General features: G+C 68.6%; 19 protein-coding genes. 5 read left to right on the top strand and 14 right to left on the bottom strand.

The features are described from left to right. Window positions 1–2: 2 nt before the first annotated feature. Together LGY53_RS10250 and LGY53_RS10245 are read right to left on the bottom strand one after the other, a co-directional pair. Complete coding sequence (locus tag LGY53_RS10250; protein ID WP_225726419.1) at window positions 3–425, bottom strand: hypothetical protein; 423 nt, start codon at window positions 423–425, stop codon at window positions 3–5. Window positions 426–549: 124 nt separating this feature from the next. Then, the gene (locus tag LGY53_RS10245; RefSeq protein WP_225726418.1) at window positions 550–969 is read right to left on the bottom strand and encodes a DUF4345 domain-containing protein; all 420 of its coding nucleotides are present in this window, start codon (window positions 967–969) and stop codon (window positions 550–552) included. 82 nt (window positions 970–1,051) lie between these two features. Between LGY53_RS10245 and LGY53_RS10240 the strand changes: the two genes are divergently transcribed. Next, window positions 1,052–1,657 (top strand): TetR/AcrR family transcriptional regulator, encoded by a 606-nt coding sequence (locus LGY53_RS10240; RefSeq protein ID WP_225726417.1) that lies wholly within the window; start codon window positions 1,052–1,054, stop codon window positions 1,655–1,657. A gap of 15 nt (window positions 1,658–1,672) precedes the next feature. On the opposite strand, the gene truB is transcribed toward LGY53_RS10240, so the two are convergent. The 3 genes from truB to LGY53_RS10225 all read right to left on the bottom strand — a co-directional run bounded on the left by truB (window position 1,673) and on the right by LGY53_RS10225 (window position 3,893). After that, window positions 1,673–2,587 carry a tRNA pseudouridine(55) synthase TruB gene (truB, locus tag LGY53_RS10235; protein ID WP_225726416.1) on the bottom strand — a complete coding sequence of 305 codons (915 nt, stop codon included), beginning with the start codon at window positions 2,585–2,587 and terminating at the stop codon, window positions 1,673–1,675. Further along, a complete protein-coding gene (npt, locus tag LGY53_RS10230) occupies window positions 2,587–3,255 on the bottom strand; it encodes a 4'-phosphopantetheinyl transferase Npt (protein ID WP_308102850.1) in 669 nt (222 codons plus the stop codon). The genes truB and npt overlap by 1 nt, the downstream gene beginning before the upstream one ends. 143 nt (window positions 3,256–3,398) lie before the next feature. Then, on the bottom strand, window positions 3,399–3,893 hold the full coding sequence (locus LGY53_RS10225; protein ID WP_225726415.1) for a cupin domain-containing protein: 495 nt from the start codon (window positions 3,891–3,893) through the stop codon (window positions 3,399–3,401). 80 nt (window positions 3,894–3,973) lie between these two features. Between LGY53_RS10225 and LGY53_RS10220 the strand changes: the two genes are divergently transcribed. Continuing rightward, on the top strand, window positions 3,974–4,840 hold the full coding sequence (locus tag LGY53_RS10220) for a LysR substrate-binding domain-containing protein (protein ID WP_225726414.1): 867 nt from the start codon (window positions 3,974–3,976) through the stop codon (window positions 4,838–4,840). Window positions 4,841–4,849: 9 nt separating this feature from the next. On the opposite strand, the gene LGY53_RS10215 is transcribed toward LGY53_RS10220, so the two are convergent. After that, window positions 4,850–5,815, bottom strand: a complete 966-nt coding sequence (locus LGY53_RS10215; protein WP_225726413.1) for a metallophosphoesterase — start codon at window positions 5,813–5,815, stop codon at window positions 4,850–4,852. Window positions 5,816–5,969: 154 nt separating this feature from the next. On the opposite strand from LGY53_RS10215, the gene LGY53_RS10210 reads away from it, so the two are divergent. Next, the gene (locus tag LGY53_RS10210) at window positions 5,970–6,437 is read left to right on the top strand and encodes a hypothetical protein (RefSeq protein WP_225726412.1); all 468 of its coding nucleotides are present in this window, start codon (window positions 5,970–5,972) and stop codon (window positions 6,435–6,437) included. A 14-nt stretch (window positions 6,438–6,451) separates the two neighbouring features. On the opposite strand, the gene LGY53_RS10205 is transcribed toward LGY53_RS10210, so the two are convergent. The 8 genes from LGY53_RS10205 to rimP all read right to left on the bottom strand — a co-directional run bounded on the left by LGY53_RS10205 (window position 6,452) and on the right by rimP (window position 15,346). Then, window positions 6,452–7,804, bottom strand: a complete 1,353-nt coding sequence (locus LGY53_RS10205; protein WP_374111161.1) for an MATE family efflux transporter — start codon at window positions 7,802–7,804, stop codon at window positions 6,452–6,454. Between the two features lie 320 nt (window positions 7,805–8,124). Next, window positions 8,125–9,129, bottom strand: a complete 1,005-nt coding sequence (locus tag LGY53_RS10200) for a bifunctional oligoribonuclease/PAP phosphatase NrnA (protein ID WP_225726410.1) — start codon at window positions 9,127–9,129, stop codon at window positions 8,125–8,127. A gap of 85 nt (window positions 9,130–9,214) precedes the next feature. After that, on the bottom strand, window positions 9,215–9,658 hold the full coding sequence (rbfA, locus tag LGY53_RS10195; protein WP_167476736.1) for a 30S ribosome-binding factor RbfA: 444 nt from the start codon (window positions 9,656–9,658) through the stop codon (window positions 9,215–9,217). Window positions 9,659–9,730: 72 nt separating this feature from the next. Then, a complete protein-coding gene (locus LGY53_RS10190; protein ID WP_167476737.1) occupies window positions 9,731–10,021 on the bottom strand; it encodes a DUF503 domain-containing protein in 291 nt (96 codons plus the stop codon). A 115-nt stretch (window positions 10,022–10,136) separates the two neighbouring features. Further along, window positions 10,137–13,118 (bottom strand): translation initiation factor IF-2, encoded by a 2,982-nt coding sequence (gene infB, locus LGY53_RS10185; RefSeq protein WP_225726409.1) that lies wholly within the window; start codon window positions 13,116–13,118, stop codon window positions 10,137–10,139. A 112-nt stretch (window positions 13,119–13,230) separates the two neighbouring features. Beyond that, a complete protein-coding gene (locus LGY53_RS10180; RefSeq protein ID WP_225726775.1) occupies window positions 13,231–13,509 on the bottom strand; it encodes a YlxR family protein in 279 nt (92 codons plus the stop codon). Between the two features lie 173 nt (window positions 13,510–13,682). After that, complete coding sequence (nusA, locus tag LGY53_RS10175) at window positions 13,683–14,711, bottom strand: transcription termination factor NusA (protein WP_167476740.1); 1,029 nt, start codon at window positions 14,709–14,711, stop codon at window positions 13,683–13,685. Continuing rightward, on the bottom strand, window positions 14,708–15,346 hold the full coding sequence (rimP, locus tag LGY53_RS10170; protein WP_225726408.1) for a ribosome maturation factor RimP: 639 nt from the start codon (window positions 15,344–15,346) through the stop codon (window positions 14,708–14,710). The genes nusA and rimP overlap by 4 nt, the downstream gene beginning before the upstream one ends. 191 nt (window positions 15,347–15,537) lie before the next feature. On the opposite strand from rimP, the gene LGY53_RS10165 reads away from it, so the two are divergent. Both LGY53_RS10165 and LGY53_RS10160 read left to right on the top strand, forming a co-directional pair. Beyond that, window positions 15,538–16,128 (top strand): hypothetical protein, encoded by a 591-nt coding sequence (locus LGY53_RS10165; RefSeq protein ID WP_308102849.1) that lies wholly within the window; start codon window positions 15,538–15,540, stop codon window positions 16,126–16,128. Next, window positions 16,125–16,559: a ferritin-like domain-containing protein gene (locus tag LGY53_RS10160; protein WP_225726407.1), complete on the top strand. Its 435-nt coding sequence runs from the start codon at window positions 16,125–16,127 to the stop codon at window positions 16,557–16,559. The genes LGY53_RS10165 and LGY53_RS10160 overlap by 4 nt, the downstream gene beginning before the upstream one ends. Window positions 16,560–16,621 lie beyond the last annotated feature (62 nt).

Raw genomic sequence — 16,621 nt, 5'->3', positions numbered from 1 at the left:
TTTCAGCAGTTCAGGAAGTACTGCTGCAACCGGGTGGGCGCACCGTCCGCACCGGCTCGGCTCCAACAGATGTTGTGCGCCATGAACGCGTAGGTCTGCCAGCCCTCGATCGGATCGCGCCGGATGATCCGCCGGGTGTCGCCGACCGGATCCCAACTGATCATCGCCCAATTCCCGTCGCAGTCGGTGACGGTGGCCCACGCGGTGTCGAAAACACCGACGATGCCGAGGTCGTGCGCGATGATCTGGGCGGTGCAGAACTGGGTGGCGGTCTCGCTGGCTTTGGCCACCGTCGCGACAACGGGCGGGGACAGATCCGATCCGGGCAGATCCGATGCGCGAGTCGGTAGCCCGATCGCGCATGCCGCCATCAGTGCCGCGACAGCGAATCCAACTGCCGCACGGACCAATCCGCGTATACCCATCGCCGCCTGGCCTCCACCGCCTTCGTATCGACCCGCTACCCGAGCGAGCCAATACCTTACTCGGAATATCCGGGATATCCAGCATTCGGTTAACGAAACGCGCAGGTGAGTCGCGGCGGGCGGATCAGGACGCGGTCGAAAGCCGGGACGGCGTGCGCGATCCGGCCTCCGCCACCGGGCCTGACAGCCAGAAGAACAGCGGCGGCAGCACGACCTCGCTGGCCGTCAACAGGTACACGAACCAGTGCGGTGAACCGTGTACCGCGAGCGAGATGAAACGTCCGACGGCGCCGAGCGCGAGGATCCCGGACAACCAGCGGATGGCCGGTATCGCGATCGGCGTCTGTTGCGCGGCCCCGATATAGGCACCGCCGTAGCCGACGAAGATGGCGCCGAAGAATCGGCTCTGACTGTCGGCGGCGACCCCGGAGAAGTTCATACCGGGCACTGCGGCATCGCCGAGCGCCATATGGAGGAATCCGATGCCGACGCACGAGACGCCCATCGCCATCGCCAAACCCTTCAGCCATTTCCGTTTCAGCATGCGATCCCCTCCGTCTTAGTAGACGTAAATCTACTAAGACGCTACGGCGTGTAGTAGATGTGCGTCAACTAGTGTTTCCGGAATGACCCGCCGCCGCCTCACCCCCGACGAACGCCGCCGCCTCCTCGTGGCGGCAGGCACCAGGCTCTTCGCCGAGCGCAGCTACGACGCGGTGCTGATGGACGATGTCGCGGCGGCGGCGGAGGTCTCCCGCGCCCTGCTCTACCGGCACTTCCCGAGCAAACGCGACCTGTTCATCGCGGTGTACCAACAGGCCGCCGAACAATTGCTGGTCGAAACCCCACTGGACACGAAAAGGCCGCTGGCCGAACAACTTTCCGATGGGCTCGACGCACACTTCGACTATTTCGAGGCGAATGCGCACGCCGTGCTCGCGGCCAACAAGGTGCTGGCCAGCGATCCGACGGTGCAGGGCATCATCGCCGGTGAGCTCGGCGAACTCCGGCGCAGGCTGCTGGACGTCATGGGCGTGGAGGGGCGGACGCGGGAGGTGGTGTCGGGCATCGTGGCGAGTTGGCTGATCTTCGTCCGGGTGCTCTGCGTCGACTGGCTGGAGCACCACACGTATACCCGTGACGAGATGCACGCGATCTGCCTCGAGGCATTACTCGGCGCGCTGCGCCCGATCCTCGGGCCGGTGCCGCCGCCGACCGGGAATCGCGGCTGATTCGCCGAGCGCGGCTCAGAGATTGGCCGGACGCACCACCATCACCGACGACGCCCGCTTGCCGCTCTCCCGCAGCAGCGCGATCGCCCGCCCCTCGGGATCGAAGGCCGCGTAAACCCCCGGTATCCCAGCGGGTTCCAGCCAACGCCCATTGCGCAGGTCGTCCGCCTGCGCCGCGGTGACCTCCCGGGCGGTGAACGCGACGCGCACCGCGGCATCGATATCGAGGCCGAGCAGCGGATCGCCCGCATCGGCCGCCGCCGCCAATTCGTCGAGCGTGCGCGCGTGTTCGAGGGTGAACGGCCCGACCCTGGTGCGGCGCAACGCCGTCAGATGTCCGCCGACACCGAGCCCGGCCCCGAGATCGCGGGCGAGTGCCCGGATATACGTGCCGGACGAGCATTCGACCACGACATCCAGGTCCACGAAATCCGAAACATCCCGGCGGGCAAGCACATCGAACCGGGACACGGTCACCGGCCGCGCGGCGAGCTGCACCTGCTCACCGGCCCGATGCCTGGCGTACGCGCGCTCCCCGTTCACCTTGATCGCGCTCACCGTCGCGGGCACCTGCTCGATATCGCCGGTGAGTTTCCCGATATGCGCGGCGATTTCGTCGTCGGTGAGCTGGGTGGCCGGTTCGGTCGCGAGCACCTCACCCTCGGCGTCGTCGGTATTCGTCGCCTGGCCGAGCCGGATGGTCGCGGTGTAGGCCTTGGTGGTCAAGGTGAGCAGACCGAGTAGTTTGGTCGCCCGCTCCACACCGAGCACCAGCACCCCGGTCGCCATCGGATCGAGAGTGCCCGCATGCCCGACCTTTTTGGTGCGCAACAACTTCCGGCACTTTGCCACGACATCGTGGCTGGTCCACCCGCCGTCCTTGTCGACGATGAGCAGCCCGCCGAGGCCGAGCGCCTGCCGCTCGGCCATCAGACGTGCGCGATCGCGGTCAGGATGAGCCCGTCGGTGATCAGCCAGCGGCCATCGAACGAAATAAGCGGGGCACCACCATCATTCACCCCACCGGGCACCAGGATTCGGCTGTGGAAGGTGCCGGAGCCGAAATCCGGTGCGCTCTCGGCGATCTCGAAGGTGATGTGTGCGTCCTCGAAACCGAGCCAGCGCGTGGTGAGCGGCCACCACGCCTTGAAGGTGGCCTCCTTGGCACAGAACAGCAACCGGTCGAGGTGCAGGCCGGATGTGTTGGCGCGCAACCACTCCCGCTCAGGCGGCAGACTCACCGAATCCAGCACGCCCTCCGGCAGCTCGCCGTGCGGCTCGGCATCGATTCCGATGGACCGGAATCGCAGCCGGTGGGCCAGCGCCGCCGCCCGGTAGCCGTCGCAGTGGGTGAGGCTGCCGACGATGCCGCGCGGCCACACCGGCGCGCCCCGTTCGCCCTTGCCGATCGCCACCGGCGGCTCACCCAGCTGCTCCAGCGCGAGCCGGGCGCAGTGCCGGGCGCCGATGAAATCCCGGCGCCGCTTCTCCACCGACTTCGCGATGAGATGTTCCTCGGCCGGATGCGGCTTCAGATCCTCCGGATAGTCCAGCAGCTCGGCCGACGCGACACCCGCGGGCAGAATTCTCTCGATCACCTTGTCCGCCTCCCCGTACCGGTCGACACTCGCACGTCACCGACAACCACTTGCCATCCAGTCACCTTAAAGGCGTAGCGGATCCAGGAACAACGGCACCCCCGGCACAGCGCCGGAGCCGCTGAGGTCTTCGACAGCGCCCATCAGGCGAAGTCGGTGGCGGGTTCGGTCGCGTAACGGCTCATCACTTCGATATTCATCCGCGGTGTCAGTTCCCGGCCGTCGGCGATCACGCCCTGTAGGTCGCGGAAGTACTGCACATACAGGTCGGGTGTGAAGGTGCTGAGCATGACGGCCGGTTCGCCGGTGATGTTGGCGAAGGTGTGCGGGACCCCGGGCGGGACCATTACCAGCGTGCCCGCTGTCGCGTCGTAGTCGGTGTCGCCGACGGTGAACCGTAGCGCGCCGGAAACGATGTAGAAGCCTTCGTCGTGCTCGGCATGCCGGTGCTGGGGCGGGCCCGGACTGTACGGGGCCACAACGGATTCGGCGAGTCCGAGCCGGTGCCCGGTATTGCTGCCGTCCTCGAGGACGCGCATTCGCGTCGCGCCCAACACGATCGACTCCCCCTCGTCGGGCCGCACTATCGAAACCGTTGCGGCGGAGTTCGTTTCGGCGCTGTTCACTTCATCGGTCATATTTCGATTGCACCGCCGCGACACCTCGGGTGTCCAAGACCTGTTCCGCGATGCCGATACCGGACCGGTATCGTGCCAGCGTGGAGCTACGTACGCTGCGCTATTTCGTAGCTGTCGCCGAGGAACGCCACTTCGGACGCGCCGCCGCCCGGCTGCATATGAGCCAACCGCCGCTGAGCCGCGCCATCCGGCAACTGGAATCGGAGGTCGGCGCGACTCTTTTCGACCGATCGCCCACCGGTGTCGGTCTCACCCGGGTCGGGGCGGTACTGCTCGACGAGGCACGCGCGCTGCTCGAGCAAGCCGACCGGGTCGGCACGCGGGTCGCTGCCGCGGCCGGAAACGCGAACCTCACCATCGGCATCCTGGGCGACGCCACCGACCCCGGCATCACCAGGCTGGCCGCCGCCTACCGCCACCGACATCCCGAGGTCGAGATCCGCATCCGCGATACCGATCTCACCGACCCCACCTGCGGGGTGAAGGCCGGACTGGTCGACGTCGCCGTCACCCGCGCACCGTTCAACCAGACCGCCCTGACCGTACGTGAACTGCGCGCCGATCCGGTCGGGGCGGTACTGCGCGCCGACGATCCGCTGGCCCACCGCGACCACCTGAAACTGACCGACCTGGCCGGGCGTCGCTGGTTCCAATTCCCCGACGGCACCGACCCCATCTGGCAGACCTACTGGAACGGCGGCGAGCCGCGGGAAGGCCCGACAGTTCGGGTCGTTCAGGAATGCGTGCAGGCCGTGCTCTGGAACGGCACCGTCGGCATCACTCCGCTCGGGCACACCGTGCCCGACGGACTGGCCGCGGTCCCGCTGATCGACATGGCGCCGAGCAGGGTGGTGGTGGTTTGGAACGAGGGCGACGCGAACCCGTTGATCCGGTCGTTCGTGCAGGTGGCGGCGGCCGCATACGGTGATGCCCCGCCTCGGCGGTGAACGCGCCGGTCAGTCCGATCCGAGGCCGCGCCGCTGCTGGGCGCGGCTGCGCATTTCCGCGGCGGCGGCCTCCATCTCCGGCGTGACCTTGAAATGCCCGCCCCACGAATTCAGCGAACCCGGCGGGTACTCGGGCGTCGGCAGGATCTGGCGCAGCAGCCGGTCCGGCAGCCCGCGTCGCTGCCATTCGCGCGGATAGCCGAGGGATACCTCCTCGAACCGGACGCCGTCGTAATAGGAGGTGCGCGGGATGTGCAGATGGCCGTAGACCGAGCACACCACGTTGTAGCTGGTGTGCCAGTCCGCGGTCAGATCGGTGCCGCACCACATGGCGAACTCCGGGTAGAACAGCACGTCGGTGGGCTGGCGGACCAGCGGGAAATGGTTGATCAGCACCAGCGGCGCATCGGCGGGCAGCGCGTCCAGCTTGCGCTGGGTGTACTGCACCCTGGCGTGGCACCAGGCGTCGCGGGTCAGATACGGATCGGGGGTGAGCAGGTATTCGTCGGTGGCGACCACATTGCGCTCCCGCGCGATGGCCAACCCCTCGGCCTTGGTGGTGGCGCCCTCCGGCAGGAACGAATAGTCGTAGAGCAGGAACATCGGCACCAGCGTCACCGGCCTGCCGAACTCCTCCGCGCCCGCGCCCGTCCACTCGGGAAAGGGGTCCTCGGGCGTGAGCACGTCGAGGTCGCGGCACATCGACACCAGATAGTCGTAGCGGGCGGCGCCGAGTATCTGCACCGGATCCTTCGCGGTGGTCCACAGCTCGTGGTTGCCCGGCACCCAGATCACCTTGGCGAACCGGCTGCGCAGCAACTCCAGCGCCCACCTGATGTCGTCGGTCTTCTCCCCCACATCACCGGCGACGATGAGCCAGTCCTCCGGCGAGTCCGCCCGGATCTGCTCGACGACCGGTCGATTCCCCTGGTGCCCGACGTGAATGTCGCTCACCGCCATCAACTTGGGTATCACCAGATCTACCTTGGCACATCAACCCCACCGCCCGCAGATCACCCTGCGTCGGCCGTCGCGAATTTCCGCCGAATCGCCCAGCAAAGGCGGATATGCCGCGCGGACCCGAGGCACTCGCGAAGACCAAGTCGCATGTGGTACTTAGGCTTTCGGCGTGAACACGGTGTACCGCACCTGGGCTTGGCCCGCCGACGCAGCCCGTCTGGCCGATCGGTTGGTGGCCGACCTGCCCGCGCTGGCGTTGGATTTCAAACCCATATCGCTGGAACGGCTGGAAGCCGAACTCCTGCGCCGGTTTTCCGACCCCGCCCAGCTGACCGCGCCCGAGGCGCGAACCTGGTACGAAGGCGTTTGCGCCTACTTCGGCCAGGTGATGGTCCGCGGCTGGGGCAAATGGGCGTGGTCCACGAAGTGGGACGATACCGATCCGCCGGAGGTGATGGCGCCCGGGGAGACGGACCTCGAGCCCTTGTCGCCGTGGGAGGTCGTGCTTCGGGCAGTCAGTTCGCGCACGGGCGCCGAGCTCATCACGATCTGGTGCAGGTGGGATGACGCGATGATGGATCGAGTGGCCGAGTCGGCCGAGGATGCGGACTGGGAGCCCTATCAGGACGCGGACTGACGCCGTCCGAGGGCTCACACACTGTGCGCCGGGATTTCCACGCCCGCGCGCGCCCAGCGGCCCGAAAGTGCGCGGGCGACAACCGCTATCAGCCGCAGCAGCATGAATCCGGCCAAACCGCACCAGATTCCGGCGATACCCCAATCGAAGGCGAGGGCGAACCAGGTGAGCGGGAGGAAACCGATAAGCGCCGAGCCCATGGTGATATTGCGCAGGTAGGCCGCGTCACCGGCGCCGAGCAGCACCCCGTCGAGCGCGAAGACGACGCCGCCCACCGGAATCAGCACCACGAAGAACCACCAGACCACATATACGCGGTCGAGCACGGCCGGATCGGCGGTGAACAGGTGTGGGATGAGCGACACACCGGCCGCGCAGCCGAGCGCGAGCACCACCGCGAAGACCAGTGACCAGCCGGTGACCCGGCGGGCCAGGCGGCGCGCACCCGGCGCGTCGCCCGCGCCGAGGGTGGCTCCCACCAGGGTCTGGGCCGCGATGGCCAGCGAGTCCAGCATCAGCGTGAGGAAATACCAGAGCTGGATCATCAACTGGTGCGCCGCGACGGAGGCCGCGCCGAACCGGGATGCGACGGCCGCCGCGGAGATGGTGCAGGCCTGAAAGGCGAGGCTGCGCACGATCAGATCTCGCCCGAGCACCAACTGCGCCCGTATCACCGTCCACCGCGGCGTGAGCGGGATACGTTGTCGCACAAGAGCGTTCAAGAAGAGCGCGGCCATCACCAGCTGACCCGCCAGATTCGCGACCGCGGATCCGGACAGGCCGAGCCGGGGCACGCCGAGCAGCCCGTGTACCAGCACCGGGCACAGCACACCCGAAACCGCAAGTCCGGCAACCACATACAGCAGCGGCGCCCTGGTCTGCTGGATGCCGCGCAGCCACCCGTTGCCCGCCATCGAGATAAGGATCAGCGGCACGCCGAACAGCGCGATCCGCGCCCAGGTCAGCGCCTGCGCCGCGATATCGCCGCCGCCGGCGATCGCATCGATCAACGGCACCGCGAACAACTGGATCACCGCGAGGATCAGCAGCCCGACGCCGATCGCGATCCAGGTCGCCTGCACGCCCTCCGCGACGGCCCCGCGCTCATCGCCCGCGCCGTGCCTGCGCGCCGACCGCGCCGTCGTCCCGTACGACAGGAACGTCAGCTGCGAACTCGACTGCGCCAGAATCACTCCGCCCACCGACAACCCGGCCAGCGGCAGCGCGCCCAGCCGACCCACCACCGCCAGATCGAACAGCAGATAGATCGGCTCGGCGACCAGCACCCCGAGCGTCGGCAACGCGAGCGCGAGCAGACGCCGCGGCCCCGCATCGGCGGCACCCCGCAATGTCGCCTCGCTCACCACGCCTCCTTGTGAGCACCCACCGCTGCCGGGCCAGGTTGCGTCAACGGCTCGGACTCGCTCACGACGCCAGCGCTCAGTGTCACCGCAGACACTGCCGGGCCGCTCGTCACCATCAAATGCGTACCTCCACCACAGGGGATCATCCGATCATCACAATGGCATGCCGGACCGACAATCACCGTAAGATCGGCACGCGGTGAAGAAGTTTCGTACGCATCAGCCCCCGCCGACTCGAACGACGTGACAGCCTCGGCCACGAGCTCCCGCACCGGACGCGCGCTCGGATCCGCGGTGACCGAAGCCATTGAGCCGCACACGAATCAGGCGAGCGCCGCCACCAGCGCGGCGACGAGCTGCTCCGGCTCCCCATAAGCCGTATATCCGGCCGCGAACCGATGACCGCCGCCGCCGAGCGCGGCCGCGACCGTCGCGACATCGACGCCGTCGTGCGCGCCCGGCTCGCTGTCGCGCGAACGCAACGACACCGTCCAACGGCCGGGTACGGTGCGGGATTCCTTGAACACCGCGGCGATTCCGGCCTCGGCGGTGGTGCGCACGATATCGATGACGCTCTCCACCTCCTCCGAATGCAACTCCCCGGCATCGGCCCGGCGCACGAACGCGTACACCAGCCCGACACCGCACACCCCGGGTTCGAGCCGGGCGCTGCCGAGCACCCTGGACAGCATGGTCAGCCAGCCGAACGGGTGGGTGTCGAGCAGGGCGCGCGCGATCTCCGCGCCGTCGATGCCGGTGGCCAGTAACCGTTCCGCCAACCGGTGGGTGCCGGGCCGCACCCACCGGAACGATCCGGTATCGGTGACGAGTCCGGCGTAAAGGCAATGCGCCACTTCGGAATCGATCGGCACATCCCAGGCGTCGAGCAGCCGCACGATCAGGCTCGTGGTGGACTCCGCGGCGGGGTCCACCATGTTGACGGTGCCGAATCGGGTATTGGACCGATGGTGGTCGATCACCAAAGTCGTTGCGGCGCCGTCGATTCGGTCGGCGAGCGCACCCAGCCGGTTCACTCCGCCGCAGTCGACCGCGACGAGTACGTCCACCGTGCGCGGAACATCAACGGGCGCAACGATATGCGTGACACCGGGCAGGGTGCGCATCGAAAACGGCAGATCGGCGGGTTCGGCGAACGACACCCACACCGGAACTCCGCGCCGATGCAGTACCAGCGCCAGCGCCAGCCCGCTGCCGACGGTATCGGCGTCGGGTTGTACGTGGCAGATGACGGTAACCGACCGCGCGGCCGTGAGCGCCGCGACCGCGGCCGTCACCTCAGCCGGATCGAGCTCGCCGACCTCGGACATCGCGGCCTCCTTCCAACGGCGCACCGTCAGCAACTCTAGGCCCGCCCGTCATCCGACCACCACCGGAGTCGAATCCGGAGTCGAGTCACTCCTCGTCGGGGCGCTCGACCTTGTACGGGTCCGCCTCGCCCGCATGCGTCGCTGTCGCCGCCACCCGGGCCACCGCGTCGTCGGAGGCGCGGGCACGGGCCAGCAACTCCTCCATCTGACGCGCCGCATCCGGCACCGTGTCGAGCACGAAGGACAGCGTCGGGGTGAATTTCACGCCGGTTCCCGCGCCCACCTTGGACCGCAGCACGCCGGTGGCCTTGGCCAGGCCCGCGGCGGCCGCCGGATAGTCCGGTTCGGCGTCGACGGTCTCGCCCATCACCGTGTAGTAGATGGTGGCCTCCCGCAGATCCCCGGTGACCTTCGCGTCGGTGATCGTCACGAAACGCAGCCGCGGATCCTTGATCTCGTATTCGATCGCGGTGGCCACGATCGAGGAAATCCGCTTGGCGAGTCGGCGTGCCCTGGCTTGATCCACCATGGCCTTGCCCTCCTCCTTCTCATTCGGCGATGCGCTCCGGAGCCCGTGGCGCCGGGTTCGCGCATGCCCTAGCTAATCTTCGGGTCCGAAGATGCGGCGGCGTACTGCCAGCAACTGTAACTCCGGACGTGCGGCGACGTGCCGTTCACATCTGTCGAGTACCTCGGTCAGATGTTCCATACCGGAACTGACCATCGCCACTCCCAGCAACGACCGCCGATGCAGATCGTGTTCCCCGCCCTCGGCCGCACTCACCCCGAAACGCTGCAATTCGGCCAACACCGGCCGGATCAGCGAACGCTTCTGCTTGAGCGAGTGCACATCACCGAGCAAAATATCGAATTCGAGTGCGCCCAAATACATTTCCCCACCTCCACGACTCGGATTGCGGACATCGGAGCTCGGCAGAAGTCCGTTCATCCGGGCGCAACACCCGGATGAACGGACCACACGAACTCGGCGCCGATATCGCCCGCGACTAGTCGCGCGGCTTCTCGCGCAGCTCGTACGCCTCGACGACGTCGCCTTCCTTGATGTCGTTGTAGGTCAACGTCATACCGCATTCGTAGCCCTCGCGGACCTCGGTGGCGTCGTCCTTCTCCCGGCGCAGCGAGGCGATCGTCACGGTCTCGGCGATCACCACGTTGTCGCGCAGCAACCGCGCCTTGGCGTTGCGCTTGACGCTGCCCGAGAGCACCATGCAGCCGGCGATATTGCCGAACTTCGAGGAGCGGAAGATCTGCCTGATCTCGGCGCGACCCAGCTCGACCTCTTCGTAGATCGGCTTGAGCATGCCCTTGAGGGCCTTCTCGATCTCGTCGATGGCCTGGTAGATCACCGAGTAGTAGCGGATGTCCACACCCTCGCGGTTGGCCAGCTCGTTCGCCTTGCCCTCGGCCCGCACGTTGAACCCGATGATGATCGCGTTCGACGCCGACGCCAGGTTGACGTTGGTCTCGGTGACACCACCGACACCCCGGTCGATCACCCGCAGGCGCACCTCGTCGCCGACCTGGATACCCATCAGGGCCTCTTCGAGGGCCTCGACGGTACCGGAGTTGTCGCCCTTGAGGATCAGGTTCAGCTCCGAAGTCTCCTTCAGCGCGGCATCCAGATCTTCCAGGCTGACCCGCTTGCGGCTGCGCGCGGCCATCGCGTTGCGCTTGCGCGCGCTGCGGCGGTCGGCGATCTGACGGGCGATCCGGTCCTCGTCGACGACGAGCAGGTTGTCACCCGCGCCCGGCACCGACGTGAAGCCGATGACCTGGACCGGCCGCGACGGCAGTGCCGCCTCGACATCGTCGCCGTACTCGTCGACCATGCGGCGAACGCGACCGTAGGCGTCGCCCGCCACGATCGAATCGCCGACGCGCAGCGTGCCGCGCTGGATGAGCACCGTCGCCACCGGACCACGGCCGCGGTCGAGGTGCGCCTCGATGGCGACACCCTGTGCGTCCATATCCGGGTTGGCGCGCAGGTCGAGTGCGGCGTCCGCGGTCAGGATCACGGCCTCGAGCAGCTGCTCGATATTCGTGCCCTGCTTGGCGGAGATGTCGACGAACATGGTGTCGCCGCCGTACTCCTCCGCGATCAGGCCGTACTCGGTGAGCTGCTGCCGGATCTTCTGCGGGTTCGCACCCTCCTTGTCGATCTTGTTGACCGCCACCACGATCGGCACGTCGGCCGCCTGCGCGTGGTTGATCGCCTCCACCGTCTGCGGCATGACGCCGTCGTCGGCGGCGACCACCAGGATCGCGATATCGGTGGCCTTCGCACCGCGGGCACGCATGGCGGTGAACGCCTCGTGACCCGGGGTGTCGATGAAGGTGATGAGCCGGTCCTCGGCGTTGACGTGGGTCAACACCTGGTAGGCGCCGATGTGCTGGGTGATGCCGCCCGCCTCGCCCTCGCGGACGTTGGCCTTGCGGATGGTGTCCAGCAGTCGGGTCTTACCGTGGTCGACGTGACCCATGACGGTCACCACCGGCGGGCGGACCTGCAGGTCCTCCTCGCCGCCCGCGTCCTCGCCGTAGGTCAGGTCGAACGATTCGAGCAGCTCGCGGTCCTCGTCCTCCGGGCTGACCACGTGCACGACGTAGTTCATCTCGCTGCCGAGCAGCTCCAGGGTCTCGTCGTTCACCGACTGGGTCGCGGTGACCATCTCACCCAGGTTGAACAGCGCCTGCACCAGGGCGGCCGGGTTCGCGTCGATCTTCTCCGCGAAATCGGACAGCGATGCGCCGCGGGCGAGCCGGATGATCTCGCCGTTGCCGCGCGGCAGCCGAACGCCGCCGACGGCGGGCGCCTGCATCGAGTCGTACTCTTGCCGCTTCTGCCGCTTCGACTTGCGACCGCGCCGGGGCGCGCCACCGGGACGACCGAACGCGCCTGCCGCGCCACCGCGACCGCCGGGACCACCCGGACGACCGCCGCCACCGCCACCGGGACGACCGCGGAAACCACCGGCCGCACCGCCACCGGCACCGGGTGCACCGGTTCCGGCTCCGGCGGGTGCGCCGCCACCGCCGCGGTAGTTACCACCACCGCCGCCACCGGGACGACCGCCGCCACCGGGGCCGCCGCCGGGGCGTCCGGGACGACCCGCGCCAGCGGGCCCCGGACGCGGCGAACGCGCGGGCATGGCGCCGGGATTCGGCCGCGGCGGCATCGAACCCGGGCTCGGGCGCGGACCGCCGGGACGCGGGCCGCGATCGCCGCCCTGCGCGGCCGCCGGACGCGGACCACCCTGGCCGGGGCCGGGACGCGGACCGCCCTGGGCCGGACCCGGACGCGGGCCGCCCTGCGGGGCCGGGCGCGGCGCGGGACGCCGCTCCTGCTCGGGCGCGGAAGTGAAGGGGTTGTTGCCGACGCGCGGAGTCTTCGGACCCGGCTTCGGGCCGCCACCGGGACGCGGGCCGCCTTGCTGCTGCTGCTGACCGGGACGCTGTTGCTGACCGGGACGCGGACCACCGGGGGTCGGGCGCGGACCGGCGGGCGCCGGAGTGGCCTTGGCCGCGGGCGCGGCGGGGGCCGGAGCCGGTGCGGGGGTGGCAGGCGCGGCGGGCTTGGCCACCGGGCCGGGCTTCACGGCCGGACCCGGCTTCACGGATTCGGCCGGACGCGGTGCGGGCGCCGCGGTCTCCCGCGGGGCCGGAGCCGCCTGGGCCGGGGTAGCGGCCTGCGCGGGGGCCGGGGTACGGGGACCCGGCCGCGGACCGTTCGCGGCGGGTTTCGCGGCCGGTCGGGCCGCGGAAGGTCCGGGGCGCGCCCCGGATTTGGTGCCGTTCGACGGCGCGGATTTGGTCGCGAACGACTCACGCAGCCGACGGGCGACGGGTGCCTCCACCGTCGACGACGCCGACTTCACGAACTCGCCCTGCTCCTTGAGCGTTGCGAGTAGTTCTTTGCTCGTGACACCGAGTTCTTTGGCCAACTCGTGCACGCGGGCCTTGCCTGCCACTGCTCTCCTCACTGAGAGGTCGAGCGCGACAGCCCGTCTGCAGGGGACGGGTGGCCCGCACGACCTCGGGTTATCTCCGATGGACGTTCATCGTTGGTACTTCACGGTGTGCTCATGAGTGCTCGTGCCTGTTCTCGAGGTAACGCTCCAGGGCCGAGATATCCAGATGTCCGGACACTCGTAGTGCTCTGCCGAAGGCTCGGCGCCGTTCTGCCGTGCTCAGACAAGCCGAAAGGGGGTGCAACCAGGCACCCCGTCCGGGAAGTCTGCGCCGCGGATCGGGAACGATCGCGACGACGTGTGCACCGTCTCCGGTCTCACGCTCCTGCGCCACGATCCGCAACAGATCGGCGGCCAACTCGCGTTTCCGGCATCCGATACAGGTTCGAATCGGAGACGCGTGCTGAACCTGTGACCACTCTACCGCTGCCCCGGTCGGAACGCCGAACCCGTCCCCCGAGGAAGTTACCAACCTGTCATCCGCAGCGGCCGTACCACGGGATTTGCGGTCGCCCCGAGGGTTTCGGTGATCATCCGCCACCGGTGGTACGGCACGAGTCGGGTTCAACTGCGATGAGCCTCCGTCCGCACACTGCCGCCCATATCCGGCGCGGCGTCGCTGCGGATATCGATCCGCCAGCCGGTGAGCCGCGCGGCGAGCCGGGCGTTCTGGCCCTCCTTGCCGATGGCCAGCGACAACTGGAAATCCGGGACGACCACCCTGGCGGCGCGCGCCTCGGCGTCGACGATCGTCACCGAGACAACCTTCGACGGGGACAGCGCATTCCCGACGAAGGTGGCCGGATCGTCGGCGTAATCGATGATGTCGATCTTCTCCCCCGCCAACTCGCTCATCACGTTGCGCACGCGCTGGCCCATCGGCCCGATGCACGCGCCCTTGGCGTTGACGCCGGACACCGTGCTGCGCACCGCGATCTTGGACCGGTGCCCGGCCTCGCGGGCCACCGCGACGATCTCCACCGAGCCGTCGGCGATCTCCGGCACCTCCAGCGCGAACAGGCGGCGCACCAGATTCGGGTGGGTGCGCGAGAGGGTGATCTGCGGACCGCGCGGACCGCGCGAAACCCCGACCACATAGCACTTGATCCGATCGCCGTGCTCGTAGGTCTCCCCCGGCACCTGCTCGGCCGGCGGGATCAGGCCCTCGGTGCCGTGTAGCTCGCTGCCGATCCGCACGACGACGGTGCCTCTGGCGTTGGCGCGCGCGTCGCGCTGCACGACACCGCCGACGATATCGCCCTCGTGGGTGGAGAATTCGCCGAACGATTTCTCGTTCTCGGCGTCGCGCAGCCGCTGTAGGACCACCTGGCGGGCGGTGGTCGCGGCGATCCGGCCGAAACCCTCCGGGGTGTCGTCCCATTCGGAGATCACGTTGCCGTCGGCGTCCAGTTCACGGGCCATCACCCGCACGACGCCGGACTTCTGATTGATATCGATGCGCGCGTTGGGCTGATGGCCCTCGGTGTGGCGATACGCGGTGAGCAGCGCCGACTCGATCGCGGAGATCACCGTCTCGATCGAGATCCCCTTATCGGCGACGATCGCGCGCAGGGCTTCGATTTCGATGTTCATTCCACGATCCCTTCGGTCGAATCGAACGCTGTCAATGCTTCGGATAGTGCCTCGTCGTCTTCGTCTTCCAGACCCGGCCGCGGCCGGCCGGGAGCCACTCCGCCCGCAAGTTCCAGTTCGCGGGCGCCGGGCGGGGCGAACTCGACCTGGACGACGGCCTCGGCGATATCCGCCAGCGGTACCGTCACCCGGTGCGGGTTCTGCTTGCCGCCGAGCACCAGTGCCACCGAGCCCTCGGCGTACGCACCGATCCTGGCGTCGAATCGGTCCTTCATTCCGGGGTCGGGTGCTGCCACGCCGGGACGCAGGGCGATTCGCGCCTTGCGGCCCTGTGCACGGCGCCAGTGCCGATCCGCGGTGAGCGGACGATCGATACCGGGGGTGGTGACTTCGAGGAGGTAGGGCGTTTCACCGAAATCGCCCGCGTCGTCGAGCGCGTCCGAGAGCTCGTTGCTCAGTACGGCAATGGTATCCAGATTCGAACCGGTGTCGCTGTCGACGGTGACCTTCACCCGAGCTTGCGCGCCCGCATTCTTTCCGGCCGTCGAGATCTCGACGCCCTCGAGGTCGAATCCTCGGCGTGCGACGAGTCCAGCAACGAGCTGGCTCACCCTTTCCTCGGTCGGCATCGGCATGTGGGGCGGCTCCTGGTTCAGTTGTGACGCGGCGGGAAAATTCTCTACCGAAGGTCTAGCGTAACGCGCCCAGAGAGTGTAAAGGACCAGCGGGCAGCCCATCCGCGCGCCACGACGGCGCCGCGGCACCGCGCGGGCGGCGGCGCGGACGCCCGTCCGAGGCCGGTCGGCGAATCTGGCACGATGGTCCCGTGCCCATCCGCCTCACCACGCCGTCGGCCGCCCCGTATATTTCCGGCATCCTTCTCGACACACCGAATCGGCGCAGCGTGCTACGGCTGTTCGGCGCGACGGCGGCCGGTTCGCTCGCGGTGGGCGCGGCGTCCGGATGCGTCAGGGAGGATCCGGTGCACGATCCGGATCCGCTTGCCGCACAAGAGGTTCTGGCCCGCGCCGACGCCGATGCGGCGAAGGCGGCGATCGCGCTGGCCCCGCAGCGCGCGGCCGCGCTCACCACCATCGCCGCCGAGCGGTCCGCGCACGCCGATGCGCTGCGCGCCGAAATCGACCGCGTCATCGGGGTTTACGGCGACGGCACCATTCCGGTGCACCGGACCAGGTCGATGGAGCCCGGCTCGACCGGCGGCGCGAGCGCATCGGGAACTTCCGGTACGCCGGTACCACCTACCCCACCGCCGAGCGTCGACGCACTGCGCGATCGGCTGAACCGGGCCCGGCAGTCCGCGGCCGATCTGGCCCGCACCCAGACCGGCTACCGGGCCGGGCTGCTCGCCTCGATCAGCGCGGCCTGCGCGGCCCAGGCGGGGGTGCTGCTCGCATGACCGACGCGGAGAACCAGGCGCTGCTCGCGGCGCTGCACGCGGAATACGCGGCGATATACGCCTACGGCGTGGTGTCCGCCTACGCCTCCCGGGAGCGCGTCAGATTGATCGCGCAGAGCGCGGCCGCGCACCGGGCCCGCCGGGACAGCACCATCGATGGGTTGAAGGCCGCCGGTGTCACCGTCCCGCCGCCGGATGCCGCCTACACCATGCCTTTTCCGGTGAACGATCCGATTCCGGCCGCGAAACTCGCCGTCGCGATCGAGCAGGACAGCGCCGTCGCATGGCGCGGTGTCGTCGCCGCGGCCGAATCGGAACCGGTGCGGCGCAACGGAATCGACGCACTCACCGACTGTGCGGTGCGGCTGGCCACCTGGCAGGCGATTCTCGGAACGAACCCGCCGACAACGGCATTCCCCGGAAAGGCGTAGCGCCGTCGGCTCGCCTGCGCCGGAAACGCGGTCGCCCGACGAGCTTTCCCCGGAACCGTCTT

The sequence above is a fragment of the Nocardia sp. JCM 34519.1 genome (assembly GCF_020361265.1).
GTDB classification, from domain to species: domain Bacteria; phylum Actinomycetota; class Actinomycetes; order Mycobacteriales; family Mycobacteriaceae; genus Nocardia; species Nocardia arthritidis_A.
The sequence above is the reverse complement of the archived record's forward strand: the minus strand, read 5'-3'. Positions and strand labels throughout refer to the sequence as shown.